Origin of the sequence: Serratia sp. CY43202, assembly GCF_052168755.1 — a bacterium.
GTDB classification, from domain to species: domain Bacteria; phylum Pseudomonadota; class Gammaproteobacteria; order Enterobacterales; family Enterobacteriaceae; genus Serratia; species Serratia bockelmannii.
The window spans coordinates 35,728-51,044 of record NZ_JBJNMB010000008.1 but is presented as its reverse complement, the minus strand read 5'-3'; the positions used below and the strand labels follow the sequence as shown (position 1 = coordinate 51,044).

Here is a 15,317-nt window from a genome sequence, read left to right as displayed (position 1 = left end):
CAAGGTAACGAGACTACAACCGCATTGGCATGACAACGTAGGCCGCCGCCTGGCTGGCGCCGTCTTCGATCTGCACGCTGGAGACCGAGTCGGTCAACAGCAGGCGCACGTCTTCACACTTGAGCGCGTTCAACACGTCCAGCACGTAGCTGACGTTGAAACCGATCTCCATCTCCGCGCCGTCGTAGCTGACGTCGAGGATCTCTTCCGCCTCTTCCTGCTCCGGGTTGTTGGCGGTGATCTTCAGCTGGTTCTGGCTGACATACAGCCGCACGCCGCGGAATTTCTCGTTCGAGAGAATAGCCGCGCGGGCAAACGCCTGCTTGAGCAGATCGCAGCCGGCTTCCAGCGTTTTATCCGGGTTCTTCGGCAAGACGCGACGATAGTCCGGGAAACGGCCGTCAACCAGCTTGGACGTGAAGATGAAATCGCCGACGTGGGCGCGGATGTTGTTGCTGCCGATCTGCAACTGCAGCAGCGAATCGCCGCCGTCCAGCAGGCGCACCAGCTCCATCACCCCTTTACGCGGCACGATCACCGAATGCGACGGCAGCTGCTGGCCGATCGGCATCGAGCACACCGCCAGGCGGTGGCCGTCGGTCGCGACGGTGCGCAGCTCTTCGCCTTCGGTTTCAAACAGCATGCCGTTCAGGTAGTAACGCACGTCCTGATGGGCCATCGAGAACTGGGTAGCTTCGATCAGGCGCTTCAGCGTCGCCTGCGGCAAGGTAAATTCCACCTCGCTCTGCCAGTCATCCAGGTTCGGGAAATCCGCCGCGGGCAGCGTAGACAGTGAGAAACGGCTGCGGCCGGACCGCACCAGCATGCGCTCGCTCTCCAGCGTGACGGCGATCTCCGCCCCTTCCGGCAGGCCACGGCAGATATCAAAGAATTTGCGCGCAGGCACGGTGGTCGCGCCCGGCTCATGCGGTTGGGACAGGGCGACGCGCGCCACCATCTCCATCTCCAGATCGGTGCCAGTCAGCAGCAGGGAGCCTTCCGTCACCTGCAACAGCAGGTTGCCCAGGATCGGCAAGGTCGGGCGGCCGCCCAGCGGGCTGCTCACCTGTTGCAGCGGTTTTAGCAGATGCTCACGTTCAACGATAAATTTCATAGCGCTATGAAGATAATGTTCTGATTAAATTGGAGAAATCTTCTTTGATGTCGTGACTTTCCTCACGCAGCTGCTCGATCTTCCGGCAGGCGTGCAACACCGTGGTATGGTCGCGGCCACCAAACGCATCGCCGATTTCCGGCAGACTGTGGTTGGTGAGTTCCTTCGCCAGCGCCATCGCCATCTGGCGCGGGCGGGCAACGGATCGCGAACGCCGCTTGGACAGCAAATCCGCGACTTTAATCTTGTAATACTCCGCCACCGTCTTTTGGATATTGTCGATGGTGACCAGCTTTTCCTGCAGCGCCAGCAGATCGCGCAGCGCTTCGCGCACGAAATCAATGGTGATAGCCCGGCCGGTAAAGTTGGCGTTGGCGATCACGCGGTTCAATGCCCCTTCGAGCTCACGCACGTTGGAACGCAGGCGCTTGGCGATGAAGAACGCCACTTCGCCCGGCAGGCGAATGTCGTTTTCGTCGGCCTTTTTCATCAGGATCGCCACGCGGGTTTCCAGCTCCGGCGGCTCGATCGCCACCGTCAGCCCCCAACCGAAGCGGGACTTCAAGCGATCTTCCACCCCGTTGATCTCTTTAGGGTAGCGATCCGAGGTCAGGATGATCTGCTGATTGCCTTCCAACAGGGCGTTAAAGGTATGGAAGAACTCTTCCTGCGAACGCTCCTTGTTGGCGAAAAATTGGATGTCATCGATAAGTAAGGCGTCGACCGAACGGTAGTAGCGCTTAAACTCTTCGATGGCATTATTTTGCAACGCTTTGACCATGTCCTGCACGAAGCGTTCCGAGTGCATGTAGACCACTTTGGCGTTGGCCTTGCGCGCCATGATGCCGTTGCCGACCGCGTGCAGCAGGTGAGTTTTACCCAGGCCGGTACCGCCATACAGGAACAAAGGGTTGTAGGCGCCGCCCGGATTGTCCGCCACCTGGCGAGCCGCCGCGCGCGCCAGCTGGTTGGACTTACCCTCGACGAAGTTGTCGAAGGTGTGTTTAGGATTGACGTTGGAGCGGTAAGAGAGCTCGGGCTGCGCCGCCGCGTTGTCCCAGCTCGGGCGCAAAGGTGCAGCCGTACGCGCCGCCGGGGCCGCAGGGGCGCTGCTGACGCTGGCGGTCACGGTCTGGCTGATCACCTGCGTGATCGGCTTGCTGCCGACTTCAAAACGCAGCAAAGGCGCGTCCGTGCCGCAGAAATCATTCAGCAGACCATTGATGTTGTTTAAGTACTTATCGCGAACCCAATCCAGCACAAAACGGTTAGGCGCGTACAGCGCCAGGGTGTTGTCACTCAGTTCCGCCTGCAATGGGCGAATCCACATACTAAATTCTGTGGCAGGTAACTCATCCTGCAATCGGGCAAGACACTGCTGCCAAAGCGAAAGTGACACGGCGGACTCCACTCGAACAAGATCAATAAAGAAAAGAAACGGGCAACTTTTTTATAACTCATGATTTTTGACACATACCCGGCATCGGCTGTTTGCCTGTGGGGGATGCGAACCGCCTTTCACGGTTTGTGTCCCTCACGATCCCGGCATGAGGGATCGCGATCGGAATGACGGATCATAGCGCAATCCGAGCAAGAGATCCTCCCCTTCCTCACAGATTAGATCCATTTTATCCACAGGCCGCGGCCGGCGGCGATCTTTTCACCGCCAACACCGAATGACCGCGCAGATCCCGGCCGCTGCGCCGCGTTTTTTACATTGTCAACCGGTTATACCCTGTTATCCACGTCGGATCCTGGGATCGCGCGCAAAGGATCTCACGGGGATCCTTGCGATTTCACCCCGAGTCCGTATAATCTTCGCCCTACGTGTGATACCTGGTTCCTTATGGTGCGTCATTAGCCAGACAGGATTCTGCGGTGACCACGGGCCAAGACCGGATTTTGTTCCGTTATTGGCAGACAACCAGGTAGGCTGGCGCGATGCGAATTGACTCAGGACTGTACAATTATTACAATCCCGCTTCTTTATGTATTGCGATTGAGGCGTCGGTCATCTTCACGCCGAGTAGCCAAACGCGTTTACTGATCAGTAATTATTTTAAGTTTAGGTAGAAATCGCTATGAAACGCACTTTCCAACCGTCCGTATTGAAGCGCAACCGTAGCCACGGTTTCCGTGCTCGTATGGCCACCAAAAATGGTCGTCAAGTTCTGGCCCGCCGTCGTGCGAAAGGCCGTGCTCGTCTGACTGTTTCTAAGTAATAAAGCTAACCCGCTGAGTGGTTAAGCTCGCTTTTCCCAGGGAGTTACGTTTGTTAACTCCCACTCATTTCACTTTCGTCTTCCAGCAGCCACAACGGGCTGGCACGCCGCAAATCACCATCCTCGGCCGCCTGAACCAGCTGGGGCATCCCCGCATCGGTCTTACCGTCGCCAAAAAACACGTCAAACGCGCGCACGAGCGTAATCGGATCAAACGCCTAACCCGCGAAAGTTTCCGCCTGCGTCAGCACGAATTACCGGCGATGGATTTTGTCGTGGTGGCCAAAAAGGGGATAGCGGATTTGGATAACCGCGCGCTGACGGAAGCTTTGGATAAATTATGGCGTCGCCACTGTCGCCAGGCTCCCGCATCCTGATCGGGCTGGTGCGGGCCTATCAGCTCGTCATCAGTCCGCTGCTAGGGCCTCGTTGTCGCTTCCAGCCGACATGCTCTCATTACGCAATTGAGGCATTAAGCAGGTTTGGCATGATAAAAGGCAGTTGGTTAGCATTGAAACGCGTATTAAAATGCCACCCTTTGAACCCAGGTGGCGATGATCCGGTGCCGCCAAAAACCGACGATAACAGAGAACACTAACGATGGATTCGCAACGCAATCTTCTCCTCATCGCTCTGCTGTTCGTGTCTTTCATGATCTGGCAGGCATGGCAAACGGACAACGCTCCGCAGCCGGCCGCACAGACCACGCAACAGACTTCGAACGCAGTAGCCGGTGATGCCGCCAGCCAGGCCGTGCCAGCCAGTGGTCAGGGTAAGCTGATTACCGTGAACACCGACGTGCTGTCACTGACCATCAACACCCGTGGTGGCGATATCGAGCAGGCTAAACTGTTGGCCTACCCGGATACTCTGGGTTCATCGACTCCGTTCCAACTGCTGGAAACCACTCCGTCGTTCGTCTATCAGGCACAAAGCGGCCTGACCGGTAAAAACGGCCCGGACAACCCGGCCAACGGCGAGCGCCCGCTGTATCAGGCGGCGCAGGACAGCTACACCCTGCCGGAAGGCCAGGACGAGCTGCGCATCCCGCTGACCTACACCGATAAAGACGGCGCGATCTACACCAAGACCTTCGTGCTCAAACGCAATCACTATGCGGTCGGCGTGGATTACAGCATCGACAACAAAGGCGCGACGCCGCTGGAGCTGACCCTGTTCGGCCAACTGAAGCAGACCACCGAATTGCCTAAGCACCGCGACACCGGCAGCAGCAACTTCGCGCTGCACACCTTCCGCGGCGCGGCGTACTCGTCCAGCGAGGACAAGTACCAGAAATACGCGTTCGACAAAGACGAAAACCTGAGCGTCACCACCAAAGACGGTTGGGTCGCCATGCTGCAGCAGTACTTCGCCACCGCGTGGGTACCGGCGACCAAGGGTGACAACACCTTCTACACCGCCAAACCGGGTGACAACCTGTCCACCATCGGCTTCAAATCTACCCCGGTCGTGGTGCAGCCGGGCGCTCAGCAGCAGCTGAACGCGACCCTGTGGGTCGGCCCGGAGCTGCAGGATCAGATGGCCCAGTTGGCGCCGCACCTGGACCTGACCGTGGATTACGGCTGGCTGTGGTTCATCTCCCAGCCGCTGTTCAAACTGCTGAAGTTCATCCACGGCTTTATCGGTAACTGGGGCTTCTCCATCATCATCATCACCTTCATCGTGCGCGGCATCATGTACCCGCTGACCAAGGCGCAGTACACCTCGATGGCGAAAATGCGCATGCTGCAGCCGAAGCTGCAGGCGATGCGCGAGCGCATCGGCGATGACAAACAGCGCATGAGCCAAGAGATGATGGCGCTGTACAAGTCGGAGAAAGTGAACCCGCTCGGCGGCTGCCTGCCGCTGATCATTCAGATGCCGATCTTCCTGGCGCTGTACTACATGCTGATGGGCTCGGTCGAGCTGCGCCACGCGCCGTTCGCCCTATGGATCCATGACCTGTCGGCGCAAGACCCGTACTACATCCTGCCAATCCTGATGGGCGTGACGATGTTCTTCATTCAGAAGATGTCGCCAACCACCGTGACTGACCCGATGCAGCAGAAAATCATGACCTTCATGCCGGTGATCTTCACAGTGTTCTTCCTGTGGTTCCCGTCCGGTCTGGTGCTGTATTACATCGTCAGTAACCTGGTGACCATCCTGCAGCAGCAGCTGATTTACCGTGGTCTGGAAAAACGCGGTCTGCACAGCCGCGACAAGAAAAAAAGCTAAGCGTATTGTAGGGGTTCGGCGCGCCGACCCTTGCAGTCCCCCCAAAGGCGGTCATTAGACCGCCTTTTTGCATCTTAATCGTCAGAGAGAACCGTTATGAGCACCACCGATACCATCGTTGCCCAAGCCACCCCGCCGGGACGCGGCGGCGTCGGCATTCTGCGCATTTCCGGAAGCAAGGCCAAAGACGTCGCCCAGGCGTTGCTCGGCAAGCTGCCGAAGCCGCGCTACGCTGACTATCTGCCGTTCCGCGACGCCACGGGCGCCACCCTCGATCAGGGCATCGCGCTGTGGTTCCCGGGGCCTAACTCCTTTACCGGCGAAGACGTGCTGGAACTGCAGGGCCACGGCGGGCCGGTGATCCTCGATCTGTTGCTCAAGCGCGTGCTGGCGCTCCCTGACGTGCGCATCGCACGGCCCGGCGAGTTCTCCGAACGCGCGTTCCTCAACGACAAACTCGATTTGGCGCAGGCCGAAGCGATTGCCGATCTGATCGACGCCAGCTCCGAGCAGGCGGCGCGTTCGGCGATGAACTCGCTGCAGGGTGCGTTCTCCACCCGCATCCACCAGCTCGTGGAAGCGCTCACTCACCTGCGAATCTACGTGGAAGCGGCAATCGACTTCCCGGATGAGGAAATTGATTTCCTGTCCGACGGTAAAATCGAGGCGCAGCTTAACGACGTAATGGCGGATCTGGACAACGTGCGCGGTGAAGCGCGCCAGGGCAGCCTGCTGCGCGAAGGGATGAAGGTAGTGATAGCCGGGCGCCCCAACGCCGGTAAATCCAGCCTGCTCAATGCGTTGGCCGGGCGCGAGGCGGCGATCGTGACCGATATCGCCGGCACCACCCGCGACGTCTTGCGCGAACATATCCATATCGACGGCATGCCGCTGCACATCATCGATACAGCCGGCCTGCGCGACGCCAGCGACGAAGTGGAACGCATCGGCATCGAACGTGCGTGGAACGAGATTGAACAGGCCGACCGAGTGCTGTTTATGGTTGACGGCACCACCACCGCCGCCACCGAGCCGGCTGAGATCTGGCCGGAATTTATGGCGCGCCTGCCGGGCACGCTGCCGATCACCGTGGTGCGCAACAAGGCCGACATCACCGGTGAAGCGCTGGGTCTGACAGAAGTGAACAACCACTCACTTATTCGCCTGTCGGCCCGCACCGGCGAAGGCGTCGATGTGCTGCGCGATCATCTTAAACAGAGCATGGGCTTCACCAGCAATATGGAAGGCGGCTTCCTGGCGCGCCGTCGCCACCTGCAGGCGCTGGAACTGGCGGCACAGCACCTGGTGCAGGGCAAAGAACAGTTAGTGAGCGCTTACGCGGGTGAGCTGTTGGCCGAGGAGCTGCGCCAGGCACAGCTGGCCCTGAGCGAAATCACCGGCGAATTCACCTCCGACGACCTGCTGGGCCGTATCTTCTCCAGCTTCTGTATCGGGAAATAATCGACTGCGAGCGCCGTATCCTACTCGGCGCCCGCATGTTACTTCTCCCGGCGGCATCAAAACTCACCTAAGCTTATCTCATCAATTTTGCTGCGTGAGAGATAAGCTTACATGAACGAACCTTTAGACTTGATCGGCGTGGGATTGGGGCCTTTCAATCTCAGTCTGGCCGCTCTGGCCGCCGAAAGCGGCGCCGTCAATTATACCTTTCTCGATCGTAACGCCAGCTTCCGTTGGCATCCCGGTATGCTGCTGCCCTCAGCTTATATGCAAACCTATGTACTTCAGGATCTGGTTACCGCCGTCAGCCCACGCAGCCAATTTTCATTTATTAATTACTTGGTCGAACAGAAAAAAATTTATCGTTTTTTAATCACCGAGCAGCAAATTATCAGCCGGGAAGAATTTTCCGACTACCTGAGTTGGGCCTGCGAAAGGTTAGACGGGCTACAGTTTTCACAGTCCGTAGAGCGTATTGATTTCGACGATGAAAAAGGTTTGTTCAAGGTATGTACCCACAGCCAGACCCTGTGGGCGAAAAATATCTGTCTGGGTACCGGACATGACCCTTGGTTGCCGGAAGCATTTTACCCGGCGCTGGGTGAAAACTGCATGCATGCCGCCGAAATAGCCCTTCGCAATCCAGACTTCAGCGGCAAGCGGGTTATGGTGGTGGGCGGCGGCCAAAGCGGCGCCGATGTTTTTTTGAACGCGTTGCAGGGACACTGGGGCGAGCCGGCACAGCTGGATTGGCTCTCGCGTCGTCCCAATTTTCAGCCGCTGGACGAGTCCCCCTTCACCAACGAATATTTCACTCCTGAATACGTCGACTATTTCTATACGCTGCCGGCCGAGATCCGCGCACGTGAAATCAAAACACAGAAATTGCCGGCAGACGGCATCAGCAATCATACGCTGCGAACCTTGTACCGTGAGCTTTATATGCGTTTTGACGTGATGCGCCAGACACGCAATGTGCGTTTACTGCCCCATCGTACTCTACTGACCGTCGAATCAATGGATGAGGCTTTTCATCTGCGCACGCTTCACGGTCTGGAAAATCGCCGGGAAAGTTTCAGGGCTGATATCGTCATTCTCGCCACCGGCTATCGCGCCTCTCTGCCCGCGTACCTGAAACCCTTGGTGCCACGCATCCCGCTCGATTCGAAGCAGCATCTACCGCTGCTGCCGAATTTTAATCTTGAATGGCTCGGGCCGGAGCAAAATCGAATTTATGCGGTAAATGCCGGGATACACAGCCACGGCAGCGCAGAAGGCGGACTGAGCCTGATGGCCTGGCGTTCAGCGCGCATCCTCAATCACTTGCTGGGCAAGCCATACTTTGATTTGGCACCGAACGCATCAATGATCCAATGGTGGAGCGATGCCGCGTCGGACGATACCTCTTCCATCGTTAATAAATAGGATAATCCGCATAGTGTTTTTTGATGATAAATCCTCAACTTAGTCTTAATCTAACACCCCTGCGTTCTTAGCGACCCTCTGTCATGGAGTGAACAATGGCGTGTCATTTTGCCCGATGGACCCCGGCCTCCGCTGTTCTGGATACCCAAAGACTCTCCGACGAAGTGATAGCCGCCACCCGCACCTTTTCCGTTAAACGCCGCACGCGCTTTCTGCAAGGGCGCATTCTGCTCGCCGAAATGATGTTCTATCTGTACGGCCTGCCGACCTTGCCCCCCATCGCCACTACGCCGACCGGCCGCCCCTGTTTCGCCGATCATCAGCTGCCCGACTTTAGCCTCGCTTACGCCAGCAACACCGTGGGCGTGCTGCTCAGCGACGAAGGCAAAGTCGGACTGGATATCGAAGTGATGCGGGCGCGCGGTACCCGACAAAGCGCGCTGCAACACGCACATCAGACGCCGGCGGAGAATGCCTGGATCGGCGCGCAGGACGATCGGCTGGAGGCAGAGACTCAGCTGTGGAGCATCCGGCAAAGCGTGCTGAAAATTTCCGGCCTCGGTAACAGCGGCCAGTCTACGCTGCGTCTGCATCCCTTCTCCGGCCACCTGCGCTCCAGTGCCACGCCGGACGTTCAGGTGATGAGCGACGCCGACGAATACCTGAGCTGGGCCTGCGCCGGCAGCCCTGGGCTGGATCGCCTGCTGTGCTGGCGCTACGAAGAGCGCGGTGGACTGCACAAAGACGGGGAAATCTCACCGCGCAGCCCGGCGGCGTCCTCGCGCTTCGTTAAACTGACGGGCCTGAAAACGCCCGGTTAACGCGGCGCAAAGCGGATAACGCTGTCTTTACCGCTCGAGTCGCTGGATTAAATTGTAAAGACAGCTAAATGTTGAGCAATCGCCTATTCTCGACCCGCGCTTTAGCCTACTATTCGCCCATGTTGTACGCTGAATCTGCTCATTCGAAAGGGAGAATCATCATGTCAGACCAAGCCTTAAAAATCGTCACTCTGCTCGGCAGCCTGCGTAAAGGCTCTTACAACGCCATGGTGGCCCGCGCTCTGCCAGGGCTGGCTCCGCAGGGCGTCACCATTGAAGCGCTACCATCCATCCGCGATATCCCACTGTACGACGCCGACATGCAACAGGGTGAAGGCTTCCCTGCCGCTGTCGAGGCGATCGCCGAACAGATCCGCCAGGCCGACGGCGTGATCATCGTCACCCCTGAATATAACTATTCCGTGCCCGGCGGGTTGAAGAACGCCATCGACTGGCTGTCTCGCTTGCCGAATCAGCCGCTGGCCGGCAAGCCGGTCGCCATTCAAACCAGCTCGATGGGGCCGATCGGCGGCGCGCGCTGCCAATACCATCTGCGCCAGATCCTGGTATTCCTCGATGCGATGGTAATGAACAAGCCTGAGTTTATGGGCGGCGTGATCCAGAGCAAGGTCGATGAACAGGCCGGTGAACTGAGCGATCAGGGAACGCTGGACTTCCTGACCGGCCAGCTGTCCGCGTTCAGCGATTTTATTCGCCGCGTGGAGTGACCGTCTCGCGGCGCCCACCGGGTGCCGCAACAGGACATGAAGTCCGTCAATTCATTGAAAATTAAAGCCATTGCATCATGTATTTTTTCATTTTAGCGTTATTTTTTGTTTCCATCACCAGTCCCGCTTTCGCCGCAGACATGCGTTATCCCGCCGGTGAAGAACCGCTGGAGCTGCCGGCACACAGTGCGCTCAACGCCCAGCTGTCGCGATCCGCGCAAAACCAGGAAGACAAAAAGCTGGGCGCCATGTCGCTGTACCTGACGCTGATGCGCGAAGACGGCCGCAATGTCTGGGCGCCCTACCAGTTGGCGGTGTCGTCGGCAGAGAAAGGGCAAACCGAGCTGGCGGAACGCTACCTGCAGCTGAGCGCCGACCGCGGCCTGTGGTACTACTACAACCTGCTGGAGGACGACGCCTTCAACAGCATTCAACATTCCGCCACCTACCAATCCATTTTGGCCGCCACCAAAGCGCGCTATCTGCAGCACGCTCGCCGCTATGAAGGCAAAGCCAGCTACGCGATGCCGGACGGCGAAGCGCCGCCCGAAGGCTGGCCAACGGTGATCTTCCTGCATACCTACGGCAAAGCCGCCGCTATCAGCCCCGAAGAACGGCTGCTGTTCGGCGAAATGGGCGTAGCCTACATCGAGATCAACGGCACGCAGATGCTGTCGGAAAACAGCTTCCGCTGGTCGAATTACAGCGATGAGAGCACCCAAACCGCCATTCAGCGTACGCTGCAACAGCTGGCTCCGCAGCTAAAGCTGAATACCCAACGGATTTACCTCAGCGCCCGCGGCCAGGGTGCACTGCACGCCGCCAACCTGATCGCGAAGTACCCGCAGTTTTACGCCGGCGCGCTCCTGATCGCCCCCAACGGGGAGATCAAGCCGGCCCAGCAGTCGCTGGCGGCGCAAAAGAAAATCGTGATGGCGTATTACGATCGGCAGAACTTCAGCGAGCAGGCGCTGGCGTTGCACTTCGCCAATCTGTTTGGAGAGGATAACCAGGTAGAGACGCTGCACTTCGCCCAGGGCGAGGATGCCGCCGGCAGTTGGCAGGCGCGCTTCAGGCGGCCGTTGCAGTGGGTGTTGGACCAGGCGCCGGACGCGACGCCGGGAGTCTAGCGTTCAGGGCCGACAGACGTCGGCCCTTTGGCTGTCAATGGCCGTCGACAAAGACGATTTTCAGTACGAACAGCAGCGCCACCACCACCACGCACGGGCTGATTTCACGCCAGCGGCCGGTGCCGAGCTTCATCACGCAGTAGGAGATAAAGCCGAGCGCGATACCTTCGGTGATCGAGAAACTGAACGGCATCATCACCGCGGTGACAAATGCCGGTACCGCTTCGGTCAGATCGTCCCACTTCACCCGCGCCAGGCTGGAGGTCATCAGTACACCGACATAGATCAGCGCGCCGGCGGCAGCGTAAGCCGGCACCATACCCGCCAACGGCGACAGGAAGATCACCAGCAGGAACAGCAGGCCAGTGACCACCGCCGTCAAACCGGTGCGGCCGCCGACGGCGACGCCGGACGAGCTTTCGATGTAAGCGGTCACGGAAGAGGTACCCGCCAGCGAACCGGCCACTGAGCTGATGCTGTCAACGTACAACGCCTGCTTCATACGCGGGAATTTGCCCTGGTTGTCGGTCAGGCCGGCTTTATCGGTAACGCCGATCAGGGTGCCGGAAGAGTCGAACAGGTTCACCAGCATAAACGAGAAGATAACCCCGGCCAGCCCGATGTTCAGCGCGCCGGCCACGTCGACCTGGCCCACCACCGAGGTGATACTCGGCGGCAGGGAGAACAGGCCACCGTATTTCACGTCGCCCAGCATCCAGCCGATCAGGGTGGTGACCACGATCGACACCAGCACCGCCGCGTGGAAGTTACGCGAAGAGAGCACGGCGATGATGAAGAAGCCGAGCGCCCCCAGCAGCACGTTGTGCGAGGTCAGGCTGCCGATGGTCACCAGCGTATCCGGGTTAGCCACCACGATGCCGGCGTTTTTCAGCCCCATCATGCCGATGAACAGACCGATGCCGCTGGTAATGCCGACCCGCAGGCTGACCGGAATGTTAGCGATCATCCAATAGCGAATGCGGAAAATGGTCAGCAACAGCAGGCCGACCGCCCCCCAGAAGATGGCGCCCATGCCCACCTGCCAGGAGATGCCCATCGCGCCGACCACCACGAAGGCGAAGAAGGCGTTCAGGCCCATCGCCGGCGCCAGCGCCACCGGCAGGTTCGCCAGCAGGCCCATAAAGATGCTGCCGAAGGCGGCGATCAAACAGGTGGTGACAAATACCGCCTGGGTATCCATGCCCGCCGCGCCCAAAATTTGCGGGTTAACGAACACGATATACACCATGGTGAGAAAGGTGGTGATACCGGCAATCGTTTCCGTACGCGCCGTCGTGCCATGTTGCTTGAGTTTAAACACACGCCCAAGCAAGCCTTGCTCAGCGTCAAGGCCAGATACTGGTTTGGTCATTATCAGAATTCCGAAAATGGGAATGGACAGTCGCCGGCTATCCTATAACAAAAAGTGGGGCTTTTGATGTCGGTCACAGGTTTTTTTCGCCGTCTTTACGGCTAAACGCGTCAACGGCTTGTATTTACAGGCATTCATCCCCCTTGCCGCCCGCTGCGTTGCCGTTTGCCGGCACGGCCGATAAAATGGCCTATCGCCCCTCTATCCCTATCCGTTAAAAACAGGAGCCCGCATGTCTTCGACCTTTATCGATAAGCTGGCGTTGATCGCGCTGAAAGATGACAAAGTGGCGCTGGTGCGCTCACACAATAAGACGCTGTTTTATATGCCGGGCGGAAAGCGCGAAGCGGGCGAAACCGACGAACAGGCGCTGTGCCGCGAAATCGACGAAGAGCTGACCGTTGCGCTGCTGTCGCAATCCATCGCGTTTTACGGCGAATTCACCGGCCCGGCGGACGGCAAGCAGGACGGCACCCAGGTGCGCATTCGCTGCTACCAGGCCGACTTTACCGGGCAGTTGCAGCCGGCCGCCGAAATCGCCGAGCTGAAGTGGTGCGACAGTCGCGATCTGCCGCAGTGCTCACACGTCGCCGCGCTGATTTTGCACGATCTCAAGGCGCGTAACCTGATCAAGTGATCGCTGAGCGGCCTCAGCGGCGTTAACCCGAAGGAACCTGTCCCGCATGAATCAGATTGACTGCATTTTGTTCGACTGCGATGGCACGCTGGTAGACAGCGAAGTGCTGTGCAGCAAAGCCTATGTGCACATGTTCGCCCACTACGGCATTCATCTGTCGCTGGAAGAGGTATTCAAGAAATACAAAGGGGTGAAGCTGTACGAGATCATCGATCGGGTCAACGCCGAGCAGGGCACTGACCTGGCCAAAGAGACACTGGAGCCGCTGTATCGGCAGGAAGTGGCGCGGTTGTTCGACAGCGAACTGCAACAGATTGCCGGCGCCCGCGAGCTGCTGGCGCAGATAACGGTGCCTGTCTGCACCGTCTCCAACGGGCCGGTCAGCAAGATGCAGCATTCGCTCGGCCTAACCGGCATGCTGCCTTATTTTGATGACCGGTTATTCAGCGGCTATGACATTCAGCGCTGGAAGCCGGATCCGGCGATCGTGTTTCACGCCGCCGAACAGATGCAGGTGCCGGTGACGCGCTGCATCCTGGTGGACGATTCGCCCGCCGGCGCGCAGGCCGGCATCCATGCCGGCATCCCGGTCTTTTACTTCTGCGCCGATCCGCATAACCCGCCGATTGACCACCCGCTGGTGACCACGTTTGACGACCTGGCCCAACTGCCCGCGCTGTGGCGCGAACGAGGCTGGCGGCTCACGGCCGATTAACTGGCCGGCAACGGCGGCTTGTTGCGCCACCAGCGCCAGGACCGTTTCAGCGCGCGGGTTTGCGCGCCGAAGCGGCGGTTGACCGCGTTGGCCAACAGATCGAGCGCCAGGCAGAACACGAAATAAACCAGCGCCACAAACAGGAACACTTCCATCGGATAGACCATGCTGCGGTTGTTGACCTGGGTCGCCAGGAAGGTCAATTCGCCAACGCCGACGATATAAGCCAACGAGGTGTCTTTGATCAGAGAAATCCACTGGTTGATGAACGACGGCACCATCATGCGCAGCGCCTGCGGCAGCACGATCATGCGCAGCGTCTGCCAGCGCGTCAGCCCCAGAGAAAGCCCGGCCTGCCACTGGCCGGGGCCGATCGCGGCGATGCCGGCCTTCACCGCATGGGCCAGATAGGCCGAGGCGATCAACGCCAGCGCGCACACCACGGTGGTGATTTCCGGGATCTCGACGCCAAACACCATCGGCAGCAGGAAATAGGTCCAGAAGATCAGCATGATGACCGGAATGGCGCGGAAAAAGCCCAACACCGCCGCCAGCAGCCCGGCGGCGACACCGCGTGACATCGCCAGCGCCACGCCGAGTAAGGTGCCGAGCACCGCCGAGGCCACGCCGGCCATCAGGCTGATCGCCAACGTCAGCGCCGCGCCGCCCAGCGGCCCGTCCGGCCAGGTGCCCCACAGCAGGTAACCCAGGTTGTCGTGAATCACGCTGAAATCCATCTCAATGTCCTCCCAGCGGTTTACGCTGTTGTCGCCACATGCCCCAACCTTCCAGCAGCGCGATGATGGCGATATACAGCACCGTCGCCACGCCGAACGCCTGGAAGGTGCGCAGGGTTTCGGTTTCGACCTGACGCGAGGCGTAAGAGAGTTCGGCAACGCCGATCGCCATGGTCAGCGACGAGTTCTTGATCACGTTCATGTATTGCCCCAGCAGCGGCGGCAGCGCGATTTTCAGCGCCTGCGGCAACACCACGTAGCGCATCGCCTGCCAGCCGGTCAGTCCCAGCGCCTGAGCGGCATATTTCTGCCCGCCGGCGACGCCGCGAATGCCGGAGCGGATCTCTTCGGCGATAAAGGCGGTGGAGTAGAGCGTCAGGCCAAAGAAACCGGCGAGAAACTCGAACGACGGCCACTCAAGCGGGCCGACCTGATGTGAGCTGTTCAGCCACTGCATGGCGGCGGACGGCAGGATCTGCCCGGCGGCGAAGTACCAGAAGAACAGCTGCACCAGCAGCGGCGTATTGCGAAACAGCGAGCTGTACCCCATCGCCAGCCAACGCAACGGCCGCAGGCTGCTGTCGCGCATCGCCGCCAGCACAAAGCCCAGCAACGTGGCCGCCAGGCCCGCGCAGGCGGAAAGCCACAGCGTCAGCAGAAAGCCATGCCACAGCCAGCTCAGGTATTGCGGCGCCAGCAGCCAGTCCAGGTTCATGT

Annotated in this window: 16 protein-coding genes; 11 read left to right on the top strand and 5 right to left on the bottom strand. The window is 59.2% G+C overall.

The features are described 5' to 3' along the window. Positions 1-13: 13 nt before the first annotated feature. Together dnaN and dnaA are read right to left on the bottom strand one after the other, a co-directional pair. Entirely contained in the window at positions 14-1,114 is a 1,101-nt protein-coding gene (gene dnaN, locus ACJ8J5_RS17380) for a DNA polymerase III subunit beta (RefSeq protein ID WP_004933892.1), read from the bottom strand. Between the two features lie 4 nt (positions 1,115-1,118). Further along, positions 1,119-2,513 (bottom strand): chromosomal replication initiator protein DnaA, encoded by a 1,395-nt coding sequence (gene dnaA, locus ACJ8J5_RS17375; RefSeq protein ID WP_071826153.1) that lies wholly within the window; start codon positions 2,511-2,513, stop codon positions 1,119-1,121. Between the two features lie 682 nt (positions 2,514-3,195). On the opposite strand from dnaA, the gene rpmH reads away from it, so the two are divergent. From rpmH to ACJ8J5_RS17330, 9 genes are all read left to right on the top strand, one after another. Further along, on the top strand, positions 3,196-3,336 hold the full coding sequence (rpmH, locus tag ACJ8J5_RS17370; RefSeq protein ID WP_000831330.1) for a 50S ribosomal protein L34: 141 nt from the start codon (positions 3,196-3,198) through the stop codon (positions 3,334-3,336). Between the two features lie 17 nt (positions 3,337-3,353). Next, complete coding sequence (rnpA, locus tag ACJ8J5_RS17365) at positions 3,354-3,713, top strand: ribonuclease P protein component (protein WP_004933883.1); 360 nt, start codon at positions 3,354-3,356, stop codon at positions 3,711-3,713. Further along, complete coding sequence (gene yidD, locus ACJ8J5_RS17360; protein ID WP_004933881.1) at positions 3,677-3,934, top strand: membrane protein insertion efficiency factor YidD; 258 nt, start codon at positions 3,677-3,679, stop codon at positions 3,932-3,934. Before rnpA ends, yidD begins: the two co-directional genes overlap by 37 nt. 2 nt (positions 3,935-3,936) lie before the next feature. Next, positions 3,937-5,574, top strand: coding sequence for a membrane protein insertase YidC (gene yidC / locus ACJ8J5_RS17355; RefSeq protein ID WP_025304756.1), 1,638 nt, complete (start codon positions 3,937-3,939; stop codon positions 5,572-5,574). A 96-nt stretch (positions 5,575-5,670) separates the two neighbouring features. Continuing rightward, positions 5,671-7,035: a tRNA uridine-5-carboxymethylaminomethyl(34) synthesis GTPase MnmE gene (gene mnmE / locus ACJ8J5_RS17350; protein WP_147823459.1), complete on the top strand. Its 1,365-nt coding sequence runs from the start codon at positions 5,671-5,673 to the stop codon at positions 7,033-7,035. 111 nt (positions 7,036-7,146) lie between these two features. Next, positions 7,147-8,460: a lysine N(6)-hydroxylase/L-ornithine N(5)-oxygenase family protein gene (locus ACJ8J5_RS17345; RefSeq protein WP_414104973.1), complete on the top strand. Its 1,314-nt coding sequence runs from the start codon at positions 7,147-7,149 to the stop codon at positions 8,458-8,460. 95 nt (positions 8,461-8,555) lie between these two features. Further along, positions 8,556-9,281: a 4'-phosphopantetheinyl transferase family protein gene (locus ACJ8J5_RS17340; RefSeq protein WP_141999193.1), complete on the top strand. Its 726-nt coding sequence runs from the start codon at positions 8,556-8,558 to the stop codon at positions 9,279-9,281. A gap of 161 nt (positions 9,282-9,442) precedes the next feature. Next, positions 9,443-10,009 carry an NADPH-dependent FMN reductase gene (locus ACJ8J5_RS17335; RefSeq protein ID WP_025304752.1) on the top strand — a complete coding sequence of 189 codons (567 nt, stop codon included), beginning with the start codon at positions 9,443-9,445 and terminating at the stop codon, positions 10,007-10,009. 77 nt (positions 10,010-10,086) lie between these two features. Then, complete coding sequence (locus ACJ8J5_RS17330) at positions 10,087-11,139, top strand: hypothetical protein (RefSeq protein WP_025304751.1); 1,053 nt, start codon at positions 10,087-10,089, stop codon at positions 11,137-11,139. Positions 11,140-11,173: 34 nt separating this feature from the next. Here the strand turns inward: ACJ8J5_RS17330 and ACJ8J5_RS17325 are convergent, their stop codons facing one another. Continuing rightward, positions 11,174-12,511 (bottom strand): NCS2 family permease, encoded by a 1,338-nt coding sequence (locus tag ACJ8J5_RS17325; RefSeq protein ID WP_004933851.1) that lies wholly within the window; start codon positions 12,509-12,511, stop codon positions 11,174-11,176. Positions 12,512-12,743: 232 nt separating this feature from the next. Here ACJ8J5_RS17325 and ACJ8J5_RS17320 point away from each other — a divergent pair, with 232 nt between their 5' ends. Continuing rightward, positions 12,744-13,148 carry an NUDIX hydrolase gene (locus ACJ8J5_RS17320; protein WP_016929609.1) on the top strand — a complete coding sequence of 135 codons (405 nt, stop codon included), beginning with the start codon at positions 12,744-12,746 and terminating at the stop codon, positions 13,146-13,148. Positions 13,149-13,194: 46 nt separating this feature from the next. After that, positions 13,195-13,863 carry a 6-phosphogluconate phosphatase gene (gene yieH / locus ACJ8J5_RS17315; RefSeq protein ID WP_025304749.1) on the top strand — a complete coding sequence of 223 codons (669 nt, stop codon included), beginning with the start codon at positions 13,195-13,197 and terminating at the stop codon, positions 13,861-13,863. Here yieH and ACJ8J5_RS17310 read toward each other — a convergent pair. Together ACJ8J5_RS17310 and ACJ8J5_RS17305 are read right to left on the bottom strand one after the other, a co-directional pair. Continuing rightward, positions 13,860-14,600 carry an amino acid ABC transporter permease gene (locus ACJ8J5_RS17310; RefSeq protein ID WP_004933841.1) on the bottom strand — a complete coding sequence of 247 codons (741 nt, stop codon included), beginning with the start codon at positions 14,598-14,600 and terminating at the stop codon, positions 13,860-13,862. The two genes, yieH and ACJ8J5_RS17310, sit on opposite strands and share 4 nt — an antisense overlap. 1 nt (position 14,601) lies before the next feature. Next, positions 14,602-15,315, bottom strand: coding sequence for an amino acid ABC transporter permease (locus ACJ8J5_RS17305; protein ID WP_025304748.1), 714 nt, complete (start codon positions 15,313-15,315; stop codon positions 14,602-14,604). Positions 15,316-15,317: the final 2 nt, after the last annotated feature.